Consider the following 18,481-nt stretch of genomic DNA (forward strand, 5'->3'; position numbering starts at 1 on the left):
CCGCCCCCTCGAATTGAGTAGCTCGGGGCCAAAAACGGAAGCCGTCGGCGCGATTTGCCTCGACGTCGCCGCTGGTCAACTTCCGCGCAAAGCCTCAGCCGTGCCTGACGCCAGAGGCCGGCCGGATTAATCTCGGAGGCGTAACGTCCTGGATAAAATCTCTTAGTGCCTCGGTATCGAACGGCTTGCGTAGTATCCTTAAATTTGAGCCAGCTGCTTTTGCCGCATCGCTGTAGCCCGTCGTAAGGGCCACCGGCAAATTGGGATACCGCGACCGGATTTCTCTCGCGAGCCCGACGCCGTCGATGGTCCCGGGCATGACAATATCGCTGAAGACGAGATCGATCTTCGTTCCGGCTTCGAGCAGTCTTAGCGCCGCTTCGGCCGAATCTCGATAGATAGTCTCATAACCCAGGTGCTCGAACAGCGAGGACGTCACTTCCGCAACCTCCGCGCTGTCGTCGACAACGAGAACCGTCTGCCGCTGTGAATATTGTGCTTTTGCAGCGGAGTTGTCTTTGCTGGTGATCTGCTCGTCCGCACAGTAGGGCAGATAGAGTGTAATCGTTGTTCCTTGTCCCACCTTGCTGTCGGCCGTCACCGTTCCGCCGGCCTGGTGTGCAAAACCATAGACCTGCGACAAACCGAGCCCGGTTCCTTTGCCGACCTCCTTGGTTGTGAAGAATGGATCGAACATTCTGGACAGAAGATTTGGCGGAATACCAGTGCCCGTATCGCTAAACGCGATCGCAAAGAAGACTCCCCCAGGGCGATTATCGCCGATTTCATGATCTGCTGTCACCTCGTTGACGGATAGCGTGAACGTACCGCCGTTCAACATTGCGTCGCGGGCATTAACGGCGATATTGACAATCGCTAGTTCTAGTTCGGCGAGGTCAACCTTAACCGGCCAAACGTCGTCACCAGTATGTTCGTTGTAGACGATATTCCCGCGCAGCGAACTTTCAATCATGGTCCGCATGTTTTTTATAGATGCATTCAAATCAACGACGGTCGGGCTAAGATGCTGATGACGAGAGAATGTCAGCAATTGGCGCGTGAGACTTTCTCCACGTTTGGCGGCGGTCTGTATGGCTTCGATCGCTTTTGGCAATTTCGGATCAAGTAGGCGTGCAAAGATCTGAGCGCTACCTCCAATGATCATCAGTAGATTGTTGAAGTCGTGCGCAATCCCGCCAGTCAGTTTACCGATTGCCTCCATTTTCTGCGACATCGCGAGCTGTTCGCGCGCCTGGACCAGTTTCTCCTCCGCGTCGCGTCGCTCGGTTGCGTCCCGGAGTATACTGATAAAGCCGATCAGATTTCCTGCGTTATCACAACTCGAAAAGACCGAGCCGGTGATGAAGAACGGCGTGCCATTTTTTCTGATACGCCAACCCTCAACGTCGTGCTTGCCTCTTTGGATTGCCAACTCTAATGCACGGTTTGGAGAGCCAGCACGGCGCTCATCCGGTCGGTAAAATATCCCAAAATGCTTGCCGATAATTTCTTCCGGGCCGTAACCCATGATTTTTTGTGCGGAGCTATTCCAACTTGTAACATGCCCTTCTTTATCGAGCGCAAAAATTGCATAGTCGACAACACCTTCGATCAACGTCTGGAAGTGACGCCTAATGCTGTCGAGCGCCACATTTTTCCGATCAATCTGACTGTTCAATCGCTCCTGCACTGAAAGCAAATTGGCTTCGGTGCTTAGGCGTGTCGCAATTGCTGCAGCTAAAGCAAGAGGCGCTACTGATACACTGATCGAAAGCACGAGCAACGATAACAGGGCTCCGTTCAAGTCCGTTTTCGGAAATGGATCGTTGCCCACCGAGAAACCCCACACGGCCATTCCGAAGAAAAGGAGCGCGGATGTAGCGACATTGCATCGATTGCCGCGCAAACCAGCCCACATCAACGGTAGCAAAACCAGAAAGCCAAGAAGGCTCCGATACGGCAGCAGCACGTTGAGGTCATCGCTTATGAGGTCGCTGCCGATCAGCGGACTGTAAGCGACGATTCCGATGATGCTCACGAGAATGGAGACCGCGACCGATTCCAACAGATGCCATTTGGAAGACTTACGCCAAGGCATTGTGGCCCAACGCACGATGACCGGAGCAATCACCAAGGTCCCAGCTGCGTCTGCAAGCCACCAGGTTAACCACGTGACGAATGAATCGGAAAGAATTGGCTTATTGGCGAGAATGAATCCTGCAACGACGACGGTTGAACTAATCATCGTCGTCGGTGCAAAGGAAATGATTGCAAACTTTGCGACAGTAAAGGGGGTGCCAAACGTCTGGCGACCGTTAGACCAGCGATTGATCAGCCATGTTCCGGCAACCGCAGCGAGGAGAGTACCGAGCCCGACGGAGCCAAACTCCAGGACTGATTGGCTGGCCAGGAGGTGAGAAATGGACCCCACTAAAATCGCGGGCCAAATGCGATAGCCGCGCAGCAGGACCAGCGCGAGCGCGAACCCGGTTGGTGGCCACAACGGTGTCGCGGCCGGACCAATCGTAGGCAGTAAACGTGCCGACTCGGTAAAGCCAATGTAAATCGCGGCGACTATTAAAAGCTCGACCAAGTAAGTTGCGGCACTCCGAGCGCTGCCAAAATCGAAAATCTTGGCTAGACCAAACCTTGCCCTTTCCATCACGAGCCTTTGCGGTGGGACCTAAAAAATGCGGTGGGGACCGTCCAATGTTACCCGAAAGAGGGCAGTCGCATTTCCATTACGTCAACGAACCCGTCAAACACGCAACGCAGATTTGACCAAAGCATGGCGGCACGATGGTGTGTGGAGGGCCGCCGGGCAAGTTTCGGAACTCGTGGCCTCGGACAACACCATTGACCTATTAGCGGCCGCGCGTGGGTGAGAGAGATCATCAGCAACGATCAGCTTTCGCTGTCGATCTAATGACAGCTTTGGGTCTTGGTCGTGTAAAAACGCCGATCCCTGGGCGCTCGAGCGGAAGCCATGACCGGCTTGGTGTCAGGCCGCGATCGCAGCCATCAGCGGCTTGATCCCGACGATGTTCATGACCCGTGTCAGATTGTAGGCCAGAACGGAGAGCGCCATTTCGGCCGCCACTTTCGGAAGCGTTTTGGTCAGGAAGTGTGTCGCTCCCATGCGGGCTTTCATGGTGCCGAACGGATGCTCGACTGTTTCGCGACGCTGACGCATGGCGTGCGGGTTTGCATCAAGGCGATGCTGCACAGCAGCGAGCAGATGCTCATGCTCCCATCGCGTAATCCGCCGTTCTGACCCAGGCGTGCATTGGGTCTTGAGCGAACCGCTTTGACAGGCCGTGGTCCAGTAGCGCCGCAGCACCTTGCCGTCTTCTTCATTCGTATAGCGATATGACAGCCGCTCCCCGGCCGGGCAGCGATAAGCGTCCTCCTCTGGCAAATAGGCAAAGTCCTGCTTACCGAAGCGTCCGTCTGCCTTAGCGCCGGACGTTAGCGGTTTGGGCAGAGTTACCGCGATGCCTGCTTCGTGGCACGCGAGGATCTCTGGGCTGTTGAAGTAGCCGCGATCGGCCACAGCTTCGAGCGTCTCAGTCTTTAGAACAGCCTTTGCCTGCTTGGCCATATTGGCAAGTTGTGCCCGATCCGAGCCGCTGTTCGTTACCTCGTGCGTCACAATCAGATGGTGCTCGGTGTCTACGGCGACCTGTACGTTGTAGCCGACAACGCCAGAGCCGCGGCCGCTCGTCGCCATCGAACGGCTGTCGGGGTCGGTCAGCGAGATTTGCTGGTCAGGCGAAGCAAGCATTTGCTTCTCGTAGACAGCAAGCTTGCCCATTTCCTCCTTCAGCTTTGTCAGCTTCTCGGTAAGTCTCGTCACCTTCGTGAGCAGCGCCTCCGTCGGCTCCTGGCGGTCGGCCGTGTCAAGTTGGCTCAGATAGCGCGCGACGCTCTCCTCGAGTTGCGCGCGCCGTCGCTCCACCTTCGCCCGCGTGAAGTTCCTGTCCCGGTTGTTCACGGCCTTGAACTTGCTGCCATCGATGGCGACGCTCGCCGTCGCCAGCAGACCCATCTCTCGGCAGAGTTCGACGAAGCGCGCACATACCTTGCGCAGCGCCAGGCCGTTGTCCTTGCGGAAGTCCGCAATCGTCTTGTGATCGGGAGCGAGCCGGCCCAACAGCCACATCACCTCGACATTGCGCCCGGCCTCTCGTTCCAGCCGCCGGCTCGACTGCACCCGGTTCAGATAGCCGCAAATGTAAAGCTTAAGGAGCACCGAGGGATGGTACGACGGCCGACCGGTGGCCGCCGGATCCACACCCTCAAAGCCCATCTCAGCCAAACCGAGCGCATCGACAAATACGTCGATCACGCGAACTGGGTTGCTCTCGTCAATGAAGTCATCGAGGCATTCGGGCAGCAGCGTCCGCTGCCCACGATCCGCCTCTTCAACGAAGCGCCTCATCGATTCCCCCAAAGAATCACAGGAGAATCATAACAGCAGCCCAGTGTTTTCACACAGACAGGGTCACAAGCGGCGGTCGAGGCAAGCGCGGCCGGTCGACCGGTTTACTCCTACTAGCCGACGTGACAACGACTTGATTGCTATTCGGCTAAGGGCCCAGGCTGTGTGAGAACCTCTTTTGGGAGTCCGGCATCGGCTTCGCGGCGGCAGCCCAATGAGCAGTCAGAAGCTTCTGAACCCGAAGGCCGCCGATCTGACGTACAAATATCCCTTAGGTTTGCATCGCTTCCAGCAGTGTTACGCACCCCAGAATCGCTATGACCCGTTTCATGTTGTAGGCGAGCACATTCAGCGCCATCTCGGTCGCAACCTTGTGTCGTGTTCGCATCAGGAAGTGTGTCGCACCCATCCAGGCCTTTATGGTCCCGAACGGATGCTCGGCCGTTTGACGGCGTAAGGTCATCTTGTTGGGGTCTTGGTCGAGCCGCCGCTGAACCTTCTCCAGCACGGCCTCGTGCTCCCAACGCGCGATGCGCCGCTCGGGGCCAGTCGTGCACTGAGCTTTGAGCGCGCAGCTTTGGCAAGCGGTCGTCCAGTAACGGCGCAGCATCTTACCGTCCTCTTGGCTGGTGAAACGGTACGTCAACCGCTCGCCGGCAGGGCAGCGATAGACGTCCTCGGCCGCAACATAGACGAAGTCCTGCTTGCCAAAACGACCCGCGGCTTTCGCGCCTGAGGTAAGTGGTTTCGGCAATGTGGCTGTGATGCCAGCCTGCTCACAAGCGCGAAGTTCTTCGCCGTCGTAGTAGCCGCGATCCGCAACGACCTCGAGCGTCTCGACAGCCATCTCGGCACGAGCCTGCCCGGCCATGTTGGTGAGTTGGTGGCGATCGCTGCCCACGTTGGTCACATCGTGAGCCACAATGAGGTGATGCTGCGTCTCAACGGCAATCTGCACGTTGTAGCCAACGATGCCGGTGTCCTTACCACTTGTCGCCATCGAGCGTGCGTCAGGATCGGACAGTGAGATCTGTTTGTCCTCGCTCTTCATCATCTCCGCGTTGATCGCGTTGAGTCGGACGATCTCTTCCTTGAGCTTCTCGATCTTGCCCTTCAACCGTTCAACCTTCGCCTCCGGTACCGCGTCGCCATGCCGATCGGCGGTTTCAAGCTGAGAGAGATAGCGGGCGATGCTCTCATCGATCCGCTCGAGACGCCTCTTCATCTTGGCCTCAGTGAAGTTCTTGTCCCGTGCATTGACAGCCTTGAACTTTGATCCGTCGATGGCGACGCTTGCGGCACTGAACAGCTCAAGCTTGCGGCACAGCGCGACGAACTCGCGACAGACCTCACGAATGGCCTTGCCATTGTCCTTGCGGAAGTCTGCGATCGTCTTGAAGTCCGGCGCCAGCCGCCCGGTCAGCCAGATCATCTCGATATTGCCCTGGCATTCCCGCTCCAGGCGTCGGCTCGATGGAACCCGATTAAGGTAGCCGTAGATGTAGAGCTTGAGCATAGTGCCCGGATGATAGCTGGGTCGACCCGTGTCGGATGGCTGGACCCCGATGAACCCGAGCTTGTCGAGATCGAGACCATCGACGAACACGTCGACCGCTCGCACCGGGTTATCCTCGGTCACATAGTCATCGAGCGATGCCGGAAACAATGTGCTCTGGCCGCGATCCAACCCTTCAACAAATCGCTTCATCAGATGCCCCGCAAAATCGCCGGGAATCTTATCGCGCGAATCACTTTAGACAGAGCGTTTTCACACAGCCTGGGCCAACTCCGGACGTTCGGCGAGGCGCAGTCGTCGCCTCTGGACGGAGGGTCGCGGGGGGCACTTGCCGCCGACCGCGCCGCGGGGCCGGTCAGTCACGCTGACTTGCTATAGTAGTTGGCCGGAGTGAAGGTGCCGAGACCGGGTTCGGTCTTTCAGTCTTCTTCTCACGAAGTTGATACTTTGCGCCATTCTTGGTGCTATTTCTCGGCCGCGTAAGGTCGCGTATAATGTAGTTGCCCTTGAAACGGGATATGCCGAAATCGCCGTGCGGGGCGGTCGAGCAGCAGCACTGATGCCATCGGCAGGCGCGCTCTCTCAAGACACCGACGCTTTTTTCGGTTTCGCACCACCTTTCACATACCACGAAATGCGGGCGTCGCTTCTGCGACGGCTCGCTGCGTGACCTCAGGAGAAAAAGCGATGAACAAGGTCGATCGAAGGTCAGCACTGGGAATCGGGTTGGCAGCGGCTTCGGCAGCCATGATAAAGCCAGCCGCCGCGCAAACCACGGGCTACAAGGATACGACGCGGTGGCCAGGCGTCGTGGTGCGTGAATATGAAGGCGAGACACCATCTCTCATTCCCGGTTTTAAGACCGTCTCGATGCGCGACTTCATCATGCAGCCGGGATCGAAGACCATGGGTCCCCCGATGATGAACGCCATGATCTGCCATATCACCGAAGGGGAACTTCGGGTCGAGCAGGACGAAAAGACCTTTACGGCCAAGAAGAATTTTGTCTGGACCTGCAACAAGGATACAAAGGAGCAATCGCACAATGACGGGAATGTAGTCGCAATCATGAGGGTCACGGACCTGAAGGCTTAAGGCTCGTTTCTTCGTAAGAGACCGATTGCACGTGGCGTACTCGACGAGGCGCATCCGCGGAATATCGTACCGGCAATGGCTGCCGCGGAGCACACAGGCTGCTCCTGAAGGATGCGAGAAGGCGCTGCCGCCGAGAGTCTTCCTTGGGTCACGAGCGTTGCCTCTGGAATAGATAGCTGCCCATCAACTTCCGCTATGCCCCGTTCACGACCGAGGTCGTATGGCGTGCAATACGTCGCTCAGAGCCAGGAAGGGACCTCGCGCGCGTGGCTTGACCATGCGTGCGTCACGACGGTCGACGTGCTCTGTGACGTAACTGACGAGCGCAGTGACAGACGCAAGCACTTGAAGATCGCCGGTGGCTGCACGACAATCTGCGCGCTGGACGGCGCGTCGCTCCGCAGTCGCGCGAGGATGCTGAGGCATAGCGGCCTTGATCACCGCGACCGATCAGTTCGGCCGCGCCTCACGTCCGACCTCATGCGGCTGCTGCGCCTCAGCCCTGTCCGGATGGCTCATTATGATATTGCAGCTTGGCGCGCCGGCCGCAGCATCGGGGTCTCCGCTTGGTGACCGTCGCGACCACCGACCACCAAACGGTTCCCGACACTTGAGGGCGGGCGGTGGATCGAGAAGTCAATCGATTGATCGAGGGAGGATATGCTATGCGAGCATCGTCAAACTATTCGCGTCGTCGCTTCCTTCATGCCGGCACGGCCGGGGTAGCGGCAACCGTCGTCGCCGCGCGGTCAACGCCCGTTCGTGCGGCCACCGCGGCGAGCATGCAAGCGCCGCCCCCGACGGCGACGGCGCCGCGGATTCTGCGCAAGCCGCCGCTGCCTGAACTGGAACGCGTCGCCAAATCCTACAACTTGAATCTCAGCCGCGACGATCTGACGTCGTTCCGCAACCTTATGGACGGTGTGCTCGCGTCGTACCGTCGGCTGGACCAGTTTGCGGAGCCGACGCTGCCAGTGAAGTACACGCGCGACGCCGGGTTCCGTCCACCTGCCTCGGACAATCGGCTCAACGCTTGGTACTGGAGGTGCTCGATCAAAGGCGCAACGTCGGGACCTCTGGCGGGCAAGAAAATCGCCATCAAAGACAATGTGTGCGTCGCCGGCATCCCGATGATGAACGGTTCCAACGTGCTGGAGGGCTACGTCCCCGATGTGGACGCGACCATTGTGACCCGCATCCTCGATGCCGGGGGGGAGATCGTCGGCAAGGCCGTGTGCGAGCATCTTTGCTTCTCGGGCGGTAGCCATACCTCCGACACTGGGCCCGTGCTTAACCCGCACGACCCGAAGCGATCTGCCGGAGGCTCCTCCAGTGGCAGCGCGGCGCTCGTCGTCGCCGGCGAGTGCGACATGGCGATCGGGGGCGACCAGGGCGGGTCGATCCGAATTCCCAGCTCTTTCTGCGGAGCAGTTGGCCACAAGCCCACCCACGGGCTTGTACCATACACAGGCGTCTTCCCGATTGAATTGACACTCGATCATACCGGGCCCATTGCCCGCACCGCCGGCGATGCCGCCCAGCTTCTCGAGGTGCTCGCCGGGGCCGATGGCCTCGACCCGCGCCAACCGGCGGGACTACGTAAGGAAGAGTATACCAAGCAACTCACCGGACACGCCCGCGGTCTACGGATCGGGATAGTCAAGGAGGGGTTTGGCTGGCCCAATTCCGAGCCCGATGTCGACNCCATGGTACGCGAGGCGGCNCANCGCNTGACNCGAGCGGGGGNANCCGTNANCGAGNTATCGATCCCTCTCCACCGCGACGGCATCCATATCTGGAACGCCATTGCCGTTGAGGGCGCCACGATGCTGATGGTCGCCGGCAACAGCATGGGAACCAACTGGAAAGGGCACTACACGACTTCGCTGCTGGACTTCTACGGCCGGAGCCGGCGGGTGCGCGCCAACGACCTTTCGGAGACCGTCAAGCTCGTCGTCCTGCTCGGCCAGTACATGCAGGACAATTACCAGGGCCGCTACTACGCCAAGGCCCAAAACCTCGCGCGCGTGCTCCGCGCCGCCTATGATGAGGCGCTCAGCGGCGTCGATCTCCTGCTCATGCCGACGTTACCGTTGAAGGCCACGCTGCTCCCAGCTCCGGACGCGAGCCGCGAGGACTACGTTGCGCGGGCCCTCGAAATGATTTCCAACACCTGCCCGTTCGACGTCACTGGCCATCCGGCCGCCACGGTTCCGGCAGGCATGTCGGCAGGGCTCCCTGTCGGCATGATGCTGATCGGGCGCCATTGGGAGGATGGCACCGTGTTGCGTGCGGCTGACCCGTTTCAGATCGTCGGGTAGACGGCGTAGCGACTTGCCGGCTGACGGCAACACAGGCGTCCAAGGTTCGGAAACAGGGGCCCGCGAGCTATCTGAGGCGAGCCTCCCGTTTCGGGCTACCCGCAATAATCCGTACGCAGGGACTGTCACAAATCGCCTCCGGTTACGCGTCCACTCTGTTGGCTTGAGCAAATGAGTTTGCGCGCCGAGCTTGTCCGCTTCTGTCTGCCTTGGTTCATGCGGCCACGGCATCCATCGGACATTCAAATCGAGGAGGTCCGTCAGCAGGTGGCCCGCTTCGCGCAGCTCGTGCCGCGCCCACCGCGCGGGACCGAGCTGGTTGTCGTTGACGCCGGCGGTGTCAAAGCCGAGCGGATCGCGACGCCCCGCTCGCTTCCAAACCGATACGTCGTCCACCTTCACGGTGGCGCCTATCTGCTCGGCTTTCCGGCGCTGTTTCGCGATTTTAACTGGCGCATCGCCGACGTGACCGGCGCGCGGGTGTTATGCATCGACTACCGGCTTGCGCCCGAGCATCCGTTTCCAGCGGCGGTCGAGGATGTGACCGCCGCCTATCGATGGCTCATCTCGCAGTGCGCCGAACCGCGTCACGTGGCGTTTGTCGGGGAGTCTTCCGGCGGCGGGCTTGCGCTGGCGAGCATGATGCGTTTGCGCAATGAGGGATCATCCTTGCCGGCCGCTGCCGTCGTGGTCTCGCCGTGGACCGATCTCGCCCTGACGGGCCAATCGCTCACCGATTACGGTTCTTCCGATCCGATGGTGCCGGTTGAGCTGATGCCGAAGGCGGTTGAGCTTTATCTCGGCAATACCGATCCGCGCTCGCCCTATGCCTCTCCACTTTATGGCGATCCGGTGGGCCTGCCGTCGACTCTGGTTCTTGCCGCCAGCGATGAGGCACTGCGCGATGATGCGGCGCGAATGGCCGAGCGCTTGCGAGCAGCCGGCTGCGATGTAGAACTCGAGTTGTGGCCGCGCATGTTCCATGTCTGGCATATGTTTGCCCGCATTCTACCGGAAGGGCGCGCAGCGATAGCGCGCATCGGTACGTTCTTGCGCACTAGGCTATGACGTTTGATCGGTGGGCAGCCGACGTCGAGTTCGGGTCATTCTCGACTGAGCCAGCCAGTCCCGCCTGCCATCTGATGTCCGCCTTGGCCTGAAAGCGAGCGCTGGGCAGCGACGAAATGAGGCGATGGACCAAATTCAGACTTGACCGAAAGCTGGCTCGCAAGCTGACCTAGGCTCTGGCATTGCTAATTGGGCGCGGTTTGAGGCCGATAGCGGAGATGCGCCCATCAGACAAAATCGGCCTGTGCTCAAGAGAACGGCAGGACTAGCGTGTCAGGCCCTTCTCATACGCAAGAAGGCGCTCGGTCAGCCCTTCTGCATTCGACAACGCGATGAGATGGCCACCGGGAATTTCCTCCACCTCCTTTCCGAGCCTTTCACGCGCGACACGCTGTTGAAATTCGATCGGGAAAAAGCGGTCGTCTCCTCCCGCAAGAACACGAATGGGGATGTCAGGCCAGCGCGCGAAGCGGCAGGGTTCGCTGAAGACGATCTCGGCTTCCTCGCGGGGCTGCGGGCCGGCACGCAGCACATCCTGCGGCACGTCGTGCAGAAAGTACGTTGCCACGTCGAATTCAGTCGCATAGCCGCTGTGCACTGCAGCTTGTTCCCGCGCTTCGATCGCGCCGGTTGCGCCCCACCATTGACCAGCGGTCTCGCCGGGCTTGGGGATCATCGCGTTGACGAACACGATCATCCGCACGGGCGCACGCGCGCAAACAAGGGGCGCCGTGAAGCCGGCAAGAGACTGAGCGACGAGAATCACGGCGCTTTGTTCCGCGATCGCGCGGACGATGATATCTGCGTACGCCGCGAGACCGGCCTGCCTGTCGTCGCCAGGCAGATCGACCGCGATGGGTTCGTGCCCCGCCGCGCGAATAAGCGGGACCACTCGGTGCCAATACCAAGCCATGCCGCCTGCCCCGGGAACAAGGACGAATGGTGTCATATGAGTTCTCCTCGGTCGTGCGGATTAGTTGCTCAACGAGCTTGGGCTTGCTTGATCAGGATTGACCTTGCAATGATGCTGGCTGGTTGCGAAACGAAAATCGGGGCCGATTGGCAGCTTTGGGTCACGAGCATCGCCCGCTGCGTAGATCGCTGCCCGTCGATTTCCGCTATGCCCCGTTTGCAACCGAAGTCTTGCGGCGGTGCGAGATGTCGTGATGGGCCAACAACCGACATGCGGGCGTCGATTGGCGCTGCTCACGTTGCTTGATCTGTCGCAATGCGCTGCCCGCTAAAATCACCACTGATGACCTGAATATGCCGAGCGGTCCTGATACATTGCCACCCCGTTACTTCGATCGTTGATCCCCATGCATGCCATGTGGGGTTGATGCGCTCGACTTTGCCCTTGGCCGTTGACATTGCCGCTATGGGACTAGTCTCTAGTTGACGCTGGCTGGTGCGAGAACCTATCGATCAAGCCCAAAGTTAAAAATGGGCGAGGCCGGGAAACAATCAAGCCAATACTGCTGACCTAGATCGACCGATTAGCCAATCCAGATCAATACGGTGCGCGGCAAACTAGGCGATCGAAGCGAGGCGGCCGTCGGGTGGAGCGGGCACAAACGCCGCAAGCCATTTGACGCGCCTCGACTTTACGTTTTCGGTACACAGGCTTGACCTTGATGCCCGCGCGTCGCAGGTTTCGGGGCGCCGCGAGCGGCTCGCGCGCCCAACAGGCAGGATCGATCTTTCATGGCATTCGTGCAGTTCACGCAACCGGACGATCAGCCCATCGTCATCAACACGGATCGGATCGTGACCGCCACACCACTGCCCGACCGACAAGGCACGCGCATCACCTTCAACAATGGTGGCCATCAGGACGTGATGCAACTCATCGCTGACGTGCTGCGGCAGTTGAACATGAATGCGTAGGCTCAGGACATCGCCTCCTGGGTGCACACCATTCCGTCGATCAAGCGAGATCGTGCACTTTCTTGAGTGCTGCCCAATGTCGCAGATGGGTCAAAGGCGCCGTTTAAGTGGCAGGCTTGCCGTTTCCGGTCTACCCCCGGCAAGCAGACCGTTTGGCAGCCGTCCGACCTTCGCATTGGGTCAAAAGGCGACGTCACCGAAACAGCCGGTTCCCCACGCCAGACCTGATTAGGCCGCGCAAACCCGTTCCTCGCCCTTGAACTATTCGAAAGCAGCTGACAGATCGGCCTGATCTGGCGTGGGGAAGTATTCGATTTTGCATGAAAGCCGGGCGCGGAGCCCGGTTCTCTTGCGTTTGGGATCGGGGTGGCTGTTGTTCTTGAGGAGTGGATTTACTGAACGAGCCATGGTGCGAGCAAAGATCGCAAGTTGGCTGAGAAAGCAGAGCGCGGCCGAGGCCTCTGAGGCGACGAGAGAGGCAATCAACTGGACGCACGATCCTCTGGCGGGCGGAGCCTATTCGTACACGACACCGGAAACGCACGGCGCAGTCGGTGCTTTCAAGAAATGATGGCGGGTTGGCTTTCTTTTCCGGCGAAGCATTCTACCGCGGGCGAGACATGGGCACGGTCGAGGCGGCGCTGGCGAGCGGCCTGGAGACGTCGCGGACAATCCTTCGCAAAGAGCTTATCCCTCGAGCGGGCACCCCGGGCAGGTGTCGCCGATCGACTCGAGCACCTCGGCGATTGCGACGGCCGCCGCCTACGGCGAAAGACCGGTCGGCGGATCCCGGCGGGCGAAGGCGCGTTCGCGTGCGTGCGGATCGACGCGATCTTGCATCCAGCCGTGCTCCTCGCACTCGCGAATGACGCCGGCTTCCTGCAGCAGCGCCATCGCCCAGCCTCGTAGGGTTCGGATCACGGCGGCGTGGGGCGGCGGCGACGAGAAAATCGTCGCGGCTCCGTCGTCAGTGCTTACTCAGCGATGTCAGCATGTGAAGACCTTTACCGATCTGCCGGAAATCACGTGCAAGCAAATCGAGCACTTCTTCCTTCACTACAAGGATCTAGAACCGGGCAAGTGGGTGAAGCTTACGGGATGGGGGCACGCCAATGAAGCGCGCAGGTTGATTGATGCTGCGATTTCGCGCATCTGCTTGAAGGAATAACCGGATGAGAGTCGTACTCATAGGACCGCCAGGAGCGGGCAATGGAACCCAAGCGCTCAGATTATCTCAAAAAATTTGCCATACCTCAGCTTTCGACCGGCGACATGCTGAGATCCGCGGTATCCCCTCGAACCTCAATCGGGCTGAAAGTGGCCCAGATCATGGAGCCCGATCGCGAGAGGCTTCATCCTGGATGGACTTCCGCGCACGGTCTTCCAGGCAGCTGCGCTCGACGACGTTCTTCTGATCGAGGAGCGGGAGCTCAGTTGTGTGCTTGAACTCAAGGTTGACGAAAGGACCTTGCTGGATCGAATTCTAGCGCGGGCCGTGCAGGCAAAGGGCCAACGGAGAGCCGGTGAGACCAGATGACAATGAGGAAGCTCTCAGCGTGCGTTTGACCGCTTTCGGCAACCAAACGAAGCCCCTAACCGAATACTATCGCGCCAAGGGCCTGTTGAGGACCATCGATGCTTCCCAGGCGATCGATCGTGTCACGGCAGCGCTGATTGACGCGATCGAATCACCCGTAATGACTCCGCTTAAGGGCCGGAGCCTGCGCCGTAGTGGTAGTCTCATCGACCTGACGGATTGTCGGCTCCTCGACCTGCATTCTCCACGCGTTATATTTTCACTAGCATGGCCGTGGCATACATCACGACGAAACCCACGATGAGACCGCCTAGCGTGCCCGACGAGAGCCACGTTGCACCCCCTTCACTGGCAATGCGGAATAGATAGGCACCCACCTCGACGATGACCTGCAGGATGGCTCCGACGCCGATGGCGAGCGCGAGCGCCGACCAGTGAGGCGAATAGCTCAAGCTCCCAAGCCATATGCCTAGGATCGCGGGCGCTCCTGCGAGAATTGCCAGCCCCGCGAAGGTTGGCAGCGATGGGCGAGACACGACGAGGGGAGCCACAATCCCGATTCCTTCAGTGACGTTGTGCAGGGTGAAACCGAGAACGAGAAAGACACCTAGCCCGGCAACGCCCGCCGCGAACGCCGCGCCGATCGCGAGACCTTCACCGAGATTGTGTAGCCCAATCCCCAAGGCAATATAGGTGGCAAGTGTGAGCCCGGTCGGCGTTCCGTGGCGGCGCCCGACGACAAAGAGCGTGAGAAACGCGATTGCAGCGACCACGAGTACCATTGCAGTACCCTGGAAGGCGGGCGCCGCTTGAGCGGCAAATGCCAGCGCGTCTTTCAGCGTGCCCACGAACAGAAATGCAAGGAGCCCAACGGTCAGAGCCAGGACGAAGTCAAGGCCCTGCCGTCCCAAGCTGCGCATCGCCGGGTAAAACAGCATGCCGATGATCACTGGCACGACGCCCACGAAAGCTCCCAGGAGGGCTTGGGGAACGAGCTGGCCAACCTGCGCCTGCGGGGTTGCAATGGCGACCTCGATCTCCTTCTTGAAGGTCAGGCCTGTCTTGGTGAGCACCCCGACGTCGTGCTTCTCTCCTAGCACCCACGAATACGGGATATGGAGCCACGCGGTCGACATGCGATCCAGCGGCCCGGGCGGCTCCTGCCTGAACGACCAGAAGGCTTCGTCGACCGTAACCTGGGCAATCATCATCGGCTCGGAACCCCCGGCGCGAACCTTGAGATGGATTCCCTGGCCGTCGAGGATCACCCGCTCGAAGGTGAGCTTCTCGACCGGCGGTGCTCCAGTGTCGAAGACCTTGAGCCAGTCGCTTGCAACGAGCCAGGCCGCTGCCACGACGAGCGCGAGCAGGGGCAATACAAACCACAGCAGCTTGGTATAGGAGCGGGGCTGTGCGTTGCTCGCAGCCCCGGGCATTTGCGCTTGTGGGCGGATGATCTCGATCATGATGCCACCGCGACGACGTCGAACATTCCCATCCATCCAAGCTCAGCAAATTCGGACTGGTGCGCGTGGAACATGTAGGCGCCGGTTTCGTGTTTCCGGTACGTAAACTCAAGGATTCCACGCTGGGCCTGGCACTGCATGACAGTGTCGACCGTCGTCAATGTTGGGATGAGCGTCGTCCCGTGGTCATAGTAATCAAAGAAGTTGCCGTGCAAATGAAACGAGTTGATCAGATCAAACTCAAGCACATTCACCAGATAGATACGCACCGGCCGGTCGTGGTCGATGCGGATCGGATGCTTCATGAAATGATGCGCAATCGTGTTGACGGCGTAAGTCTCATTCTTCCTATCGAAATTCGTATCGAAGCCATTCATCACCATCACCAGCTCTTGCCATTCTTTGTTTTCGGCGGTGCCGAGCAGGCGCGACTGCGCGACGGCCACACTCTCAGGATGGCGTGCTGGATCAGGATCAACGATGAAGGCGCCGTACATGCCCTTGCTGATGTGACGCCTAAGCGGCAGCGCGTGGCAATGATAGAGATGGCAGCCGAACGGCAGTGCGTCGAACTCGTAGACGAACTCCTGGCCCGGCTCGATCAGACCGGCACCGGGCACCCCGTCGATGCGGGCAGCATGGATGCCATGGAAGTGCATCGAATGAGGATGGGAGGCACGGTTCCGGAACACAACGCGCAGATGATCGCCCTCGGTGGCACGCAGCGTCGGACCGGGCACGCGCCCGTTATACGTCCAAGCCGGAAACAACACTCCTGACGCGATCTCGATTTCCTTGTCCTGTCCTTCGATCTCGAAGGTCCGCAATGTGCGTCCGTCCGGCAGCTGCGACACCGTTCCAGTCTCCCAGTCGGTGAGCATCGCGGTCGGATCGAAGCCGTTCTTGGCGCTACCGACATCGCCAACCGTGATCATCGGGTTAGCGGAAGCGTGAGTGGCGGTAGTCGCTACGTTCGCGCCATGAGATGCATCGGGGGGTTGGGCGACCGCCGGCCTCCCGTTTGGCAGAGCGCCGACGATCGCGCCGCCGGCAGCGACGATGCCGCCTGAGAGTACTCTTCGCCGGCTTAGCCGCTGCCAAATCGGTGTTCGCATGGACGCCTCCCGCCTCGCGGGTATCGTAGCAACAAAAGTCTAGTTGCAATTGCAAACGAGTTGCATCTTTCTCCATTTTGTGAGACATTGCAAGAGGGTAGGTAAGATCGGCCCGCCATGGCGGGCTTGAAGCCATGACAACTCCGATTGAGACACAGTTCCGTGCGAAGGGTCTTCGGTTGACCAAGCAGCGGCGTCTGATTGTCGAGGCAATCTCCGAAGCCAATGGTTGCCCAGACTTTGCCGAACTGTACCGACGCGCTGCGGGGCGCAACCGCCGCGTGTCGCGGGCGACGGTTTACAGGGCTTTGCGGCTGCTCACGAGCGAAGGCATCATCGAGTGCTACACGTTTCGAGGTGGTCGGCCTCGCTTCGGTTCCTTGGGGGGAGCATCATGAACCCCTGCCCTGACCCGTCTCAGGCCGGTTCTGATGACGGCACTGGTCGCGTCGCTCGGCTTCGTCCCGATGGCGGTCGCGACTGGCGCCGGCGCCGAGGTGCAGCGGCCGCTCGCCACCGTCGTCATGGGCGGAATCATCTCATCGACCATCCTCACGTTGCTGGTACTGCCGGCGCTCTACGTTCTGTTCAGGCGGGAGGATCTGGCGAACGGTGAAGCGACATCACCCGCCCAAGAGGGGGAGCACCCTCATGAGATCCCCGCTGCTGTTGATTGCTACCGTCTTGTTCGCAGTTGCGGTCTCCGCCGAAGAGTACAAAAGGGGTCCCAACGGCGGCCTAATGCTTGACGTTGCCGGTGTTGACGCCGAACTGATGACTGCGGGTAATACGGTCACGATCAACGTCTTTGTTCCAAACACCGCGAAGCCCGTTCCGACAGACCGTTTCACGGCAGCGGCGCTCCTCGTCAGCGGCAGTAATCGCGAGACAATTTCACTTACGCCGTGGGGTGAGAATTCACTGAAGGGCGACGCGAAGAACCCGATAGCGCCGGATGCTACGATCACCCTCACCATCAAAACCGCCGAGGAGAAATCGGGTCAGGTAAAGTTCAAGAAGTAAGGACCGACGGCAGGATGTTGAATGGACGTGCAATCTGGTGCCTCGACCACGGCCGCCCAATTGCGGCGCAGGCCTGCACGCGCGTGCCCGGTCGATACGTCAGTCGTCTGTTCTTCATCATGACGCTGTCCTTCACCGCCGTCGTGGCGGCGGACGCATCGCGCGATCTTCGCGCGCAGGCGCCCAAGGCGACAATTGTCGGCCCGGGTGCTGCGACATGCCAGCGGTTCAACGATGACATAAAATCCAATCCCTTGCTCAGGAGAGACTATCTGAGTGGAATCCTGTCGAGCAGGCCGCCCGGTGTTGACGAGGGGCTCAATCTCGCTCCGATGACCTTCGACGTCAGGAGGCAACTGCAGTTCTTGGAGGACTACTGTACACGGAATGCCTCAAAGGATTTCTCGGATGCAGTTGAAGCCCTCTACACGCGGCTGCGCGAGGAGGAAAAACATGAACTCGACCTCTCCCGCCTTACCTGAGGCCAAGTCGCTTCGACAGCGCCCCGCAGAGCGTCAGGACTTCAGGACGCAGCCCCTTAAGCTTCTGACGTGTCATTCGACTGCGCGGTCCGACAACGCATAGTGAGCCGACGACGCGCCCCGAATAGGCGAACACCGGTGCTGCGATGCATCGAATACCCTCGATATGCTCTTCGTCGTCATAGGCGTAGCCGGACATCCGCACGCGCTCAAGTTCCGCGGCGAACGCCGCTTGCGTCGTGATGGTCCGTGGCGCCAAGGCATTGTAACGCAACCGCGGCAGCAGGCCCTTGAGTTCAGCCTCTGGCAGAAATGCCACGATGGCCTTCGCGACTGCAGTGCGTGGATCGGGCGCGCGGCGCCTACGCTCTGAACGACGCGCACCGGGCCTTCGGCCTCGCGCTTGGCGACGATGGATACGGTTCCATCCCTGTAGGCCAGCCATGCTGGCACCTTCACCGCTGGTCGGCGTGAGGTCGGCAACGAACGGCTGCGCGATTTCGCCGAACTGCTCGGGCGTCCACATTCTG

General features: G+C 59.9%; 15 protein-coding genes and 2 pseudogenes. 9 read left to right on the plus strand and 8 right to left on the minus strand.

The genetic code is table 11. The features are described 5' to 3' along the window. Window positions 1–94 precede the first annotated feature (94 nt). The 3 genes from YUO_RS45475 to YUO_RS0133875 form a co-directional block, all read right to left on the minus strand. Window positions 95–2,662, minus strand: a complete 2,568-nt coding sequence (locus YUO_RS45475; RefSeq protein ID WP_235782922.1) for an MASE1 domain-containing protein — start codon at window positions 2,660–2,662, stop codon at window positions 95–97. A 339-nt stretch (window positions 2,663–3,001) separates the two neighbouring features. After that, the gene (locus YUO_RS0133870; protein WP_028351205.1) at window positions 3,002–4,441 is read right to left on the minus strand and encodes an IS1182 family transposase; all 1,440 of its coding nucleotides are present in this window, start codon (window positions 4,439–4,441) and stop codon (window positions 3,002–3,004) included. 271 nt (window positions 4,442–4,712) lie between these two features. Further along, window positions 4,713–6,149 carry an IS1182 family transposase gene (locus YUO_RS0133875; RefSeq protein WP_028351206.1) on the minus strand — a complete coding sequence of 479 codons (1,437 nt, stop codon included), beginning with the start codon at window positions 6,147–6,149 and terminating at the stop codon, window positions 4,713–4,715. Window positions 6,150–6,644: 495 nt separating this feature from the next. Here YUO_RS0133875 and YUO_RS0133885 point away from each other — a divergent pair, with 495 nt between their 5' ends. The 3 genes from YUO_RS0133885 to YUO_RS42615 all read left to right on the plus strand — a co-directional run bounded on the left by YUO_RS0133885 (window position 6,645) and on the right by YUO_RS42615 (window position 10,441). Further along, window positions 6,645–7,052 carry a hypothetical protein gene (locus tag YUO_RS0133885; RefSeq protein WP_028351208.1) on the plus strand — a complete coding sequence of 136 codons (408 nt, stop codon included), beginning with the start codon at window positions 6,645–6,647 and terminating at the stop codon, window positions 7,050–7,052. Window positions 7,053–7,834: 782 nt separating this feature from the next. Beyond that, window positions 7,835–9,373, plus strand: a complete 1,539-nt coding sequence (locus tag YUO_RS0133895) for an amidase (RefSeq protein WP_051379789.1) — start codon at window positions 7,835–7,837, stop codon at window positions 9,371–9,373. Between the two features lie 267 nt (window positions 9,374–9,640). After that, window positions 9,641–10,441, plus strand: a complete 801-nt coding sequence (locus YUO_RS42615; protein WP_198028149.1) for an alpha/beta hydrolase — start codon at window positions 9,641–9,643, stop codon at window positions 10,439–10,441. Window positions 10,442–10,706: 265 nt separating this feature from the next. Here YUO_RS42615 and YUO_RS0133905 read toward each other — a convergent pair whose 3' ends face one another. Beyond that, window positions 10,707–11,390, minus strand: a complete 684-nt coding sequence (locus tag YUO_RS0133905) for an alpha/beta fold hydrolase (protein WP_028351211.1) — start codon at window positions 11,388–11,390, stop codon at window positions 10,707–10,709. Window positions 11,391–12,145: 755 nt separating this feature from the next. On the opposite strand from YUO_RS0133905, the gene YUO_RS0133910 reads away from it, so the two are divergent. Continuing rightward, window positions 12,146–12,328 (plus strand): hypothetical protein, encoded by a 183-nt coding sequence (locus YUO_RS0133910; protein WP_028351212.1) that lies wholly within the window; start codon window positions 12,146–12,148, stop codon window positions 12,326–12,328. Window positions 12,329–13,015: 687 nt separating this feature from the next. Here the strand turns inward: YUO_RS0133910 and YUO_RS42620 are convergent. Further along, a pseudogene (locus YUO_RS42620) lies at window positions 13,016–13,222 on the minus strand (hypothetical protein). On the opposite strand from YUO_RS42620, the gene YUO_RS42625 reads away from it, so the two are divergent. Continuing rightward, on the plus strand, window positions 13,194–13,496 hold the full coding sequence (locus YUO_RS42625) for an inorganic diphosphatase (protein ID WP_083754831.1): 303 nt from the start codon (window positions 13,194–13,196) through the stop codon (window positions 13,494–13,496). The pseudogene YUO_RS42620 and the gene YUO_RS42625 overlap by 29 nt on opposite strands. Window positions 13,497–14,116: 620 nt before the next feature. Here YUO_RS42625 and YUO_RS0133930 read toward each other — a convergent pair. Both YUO_RS0133930 and YUO_RS0133935 read right to left on the minus strand, forming a co-directional pair. After that, a complete protein-coding gene (locus tag YUO_RS0133930; RefSeq protein WP_430649583.1) occupies window positions 14,117–15,331 on the minus strand; it encodes a ZIP family metal transporter in 1,215 nt (404 codons plus the stop codon). After that, window positions 15,328–16,446: a multicopper oxidase domain-containing protein gene (locus tag YUO_RS0133935; RefSeq protein ID WP_028351214.1), complete on the minus strand. Its 1,119-nt coding sequence runs from the start codon at window positions 16,444–16,446 to the stop codon at window positions 15,328–15,330. Before YUO_RS0133935 ends, YUO_RS0133930 begins: the two co-directional genes overlap by 4 nt. A gap of 134 nt (window positions 16,447–16,580) precedes the next feature. On the opposite strand from YUO_RS0133935, the gene YUO_RS49145 reads away from it, so the two are divergent. The 4 genes and pseudogenes from YUO_RS49145 (at window position 16,581) to YUO_RS0133945 (ending at window position 17,951) form a co-directional block, all read left to right on the plus strand. Further along, window positions 16,581–16,844 (plus strand): Fur family transcriptional regulator, encoded by a 264-nt coding sequence (locus YUO_RS49145; protein WP_083754832.1) that lies wholly within the window; start codon window positions 16,581–16,583, stop codon window positions 16,842–16,844. 6 nt (window positions 16,845–16,850) lie between these two features. Further along, window positions 16,851–17,045 (plus strand): annotated as a pseudogene (locus tag YUO_RS45495) (efflux RND transporter permease subunit); the annotation flags it as partial. A 142-nt stretch (window positions 17,046–17,187) separates the two neighbouring features. Beyond that, on the plus strand, window positions 17,188–17,469 hold the full coding sequence (locus YUO_RS0133940; RefSeq protein WP_347335960.1) for a hypothetical protein: 282 nt from the start codon (window positions 17,188–17,190) through the stop codon (window positions 17,467–17,469). A 14-nt stretch (window positions 17,470–17,483) separates the two neighbouring features. Then, complete coding sequence (locus YUO_RS0133945; RefSeq protein ID WP_051379786.1) at window positions 17,484–17,951, plus strand: hypothetical protein; 468 nt, start codon at window positions 17,484–17,486, stop codon at window positions 17,949–17,951. Here YUO_RS0133945 and YUO_RS47385 read toward each other — a convergent pair. Next, entirely contained in the window at window positions 17,944–18,477 is a 534-nt protein-coding gene (locus YUO_RS47385) for an IclR family transcriptional regulator domain-containing protein (RefSeq protein WP_051379787.1), read from the minus strand. The genes YUO_RS0133945 and YUO_RS47385 overlap by 8 nt on opposite strands. Window positions 18,478–18,481 lie beyond the last annotated feature (4 nt).

The organism is Bradyrhizobium murdochi (assembly GCF_000472965.1).
GTDB classification, from domain to species: Bacteria; Pseudomonadota; Alphaproteobacteria; order Rhizobiales; family Xanthobacteraceae; genus Bradyrhizobium; species Bradyrhizobium murdochi.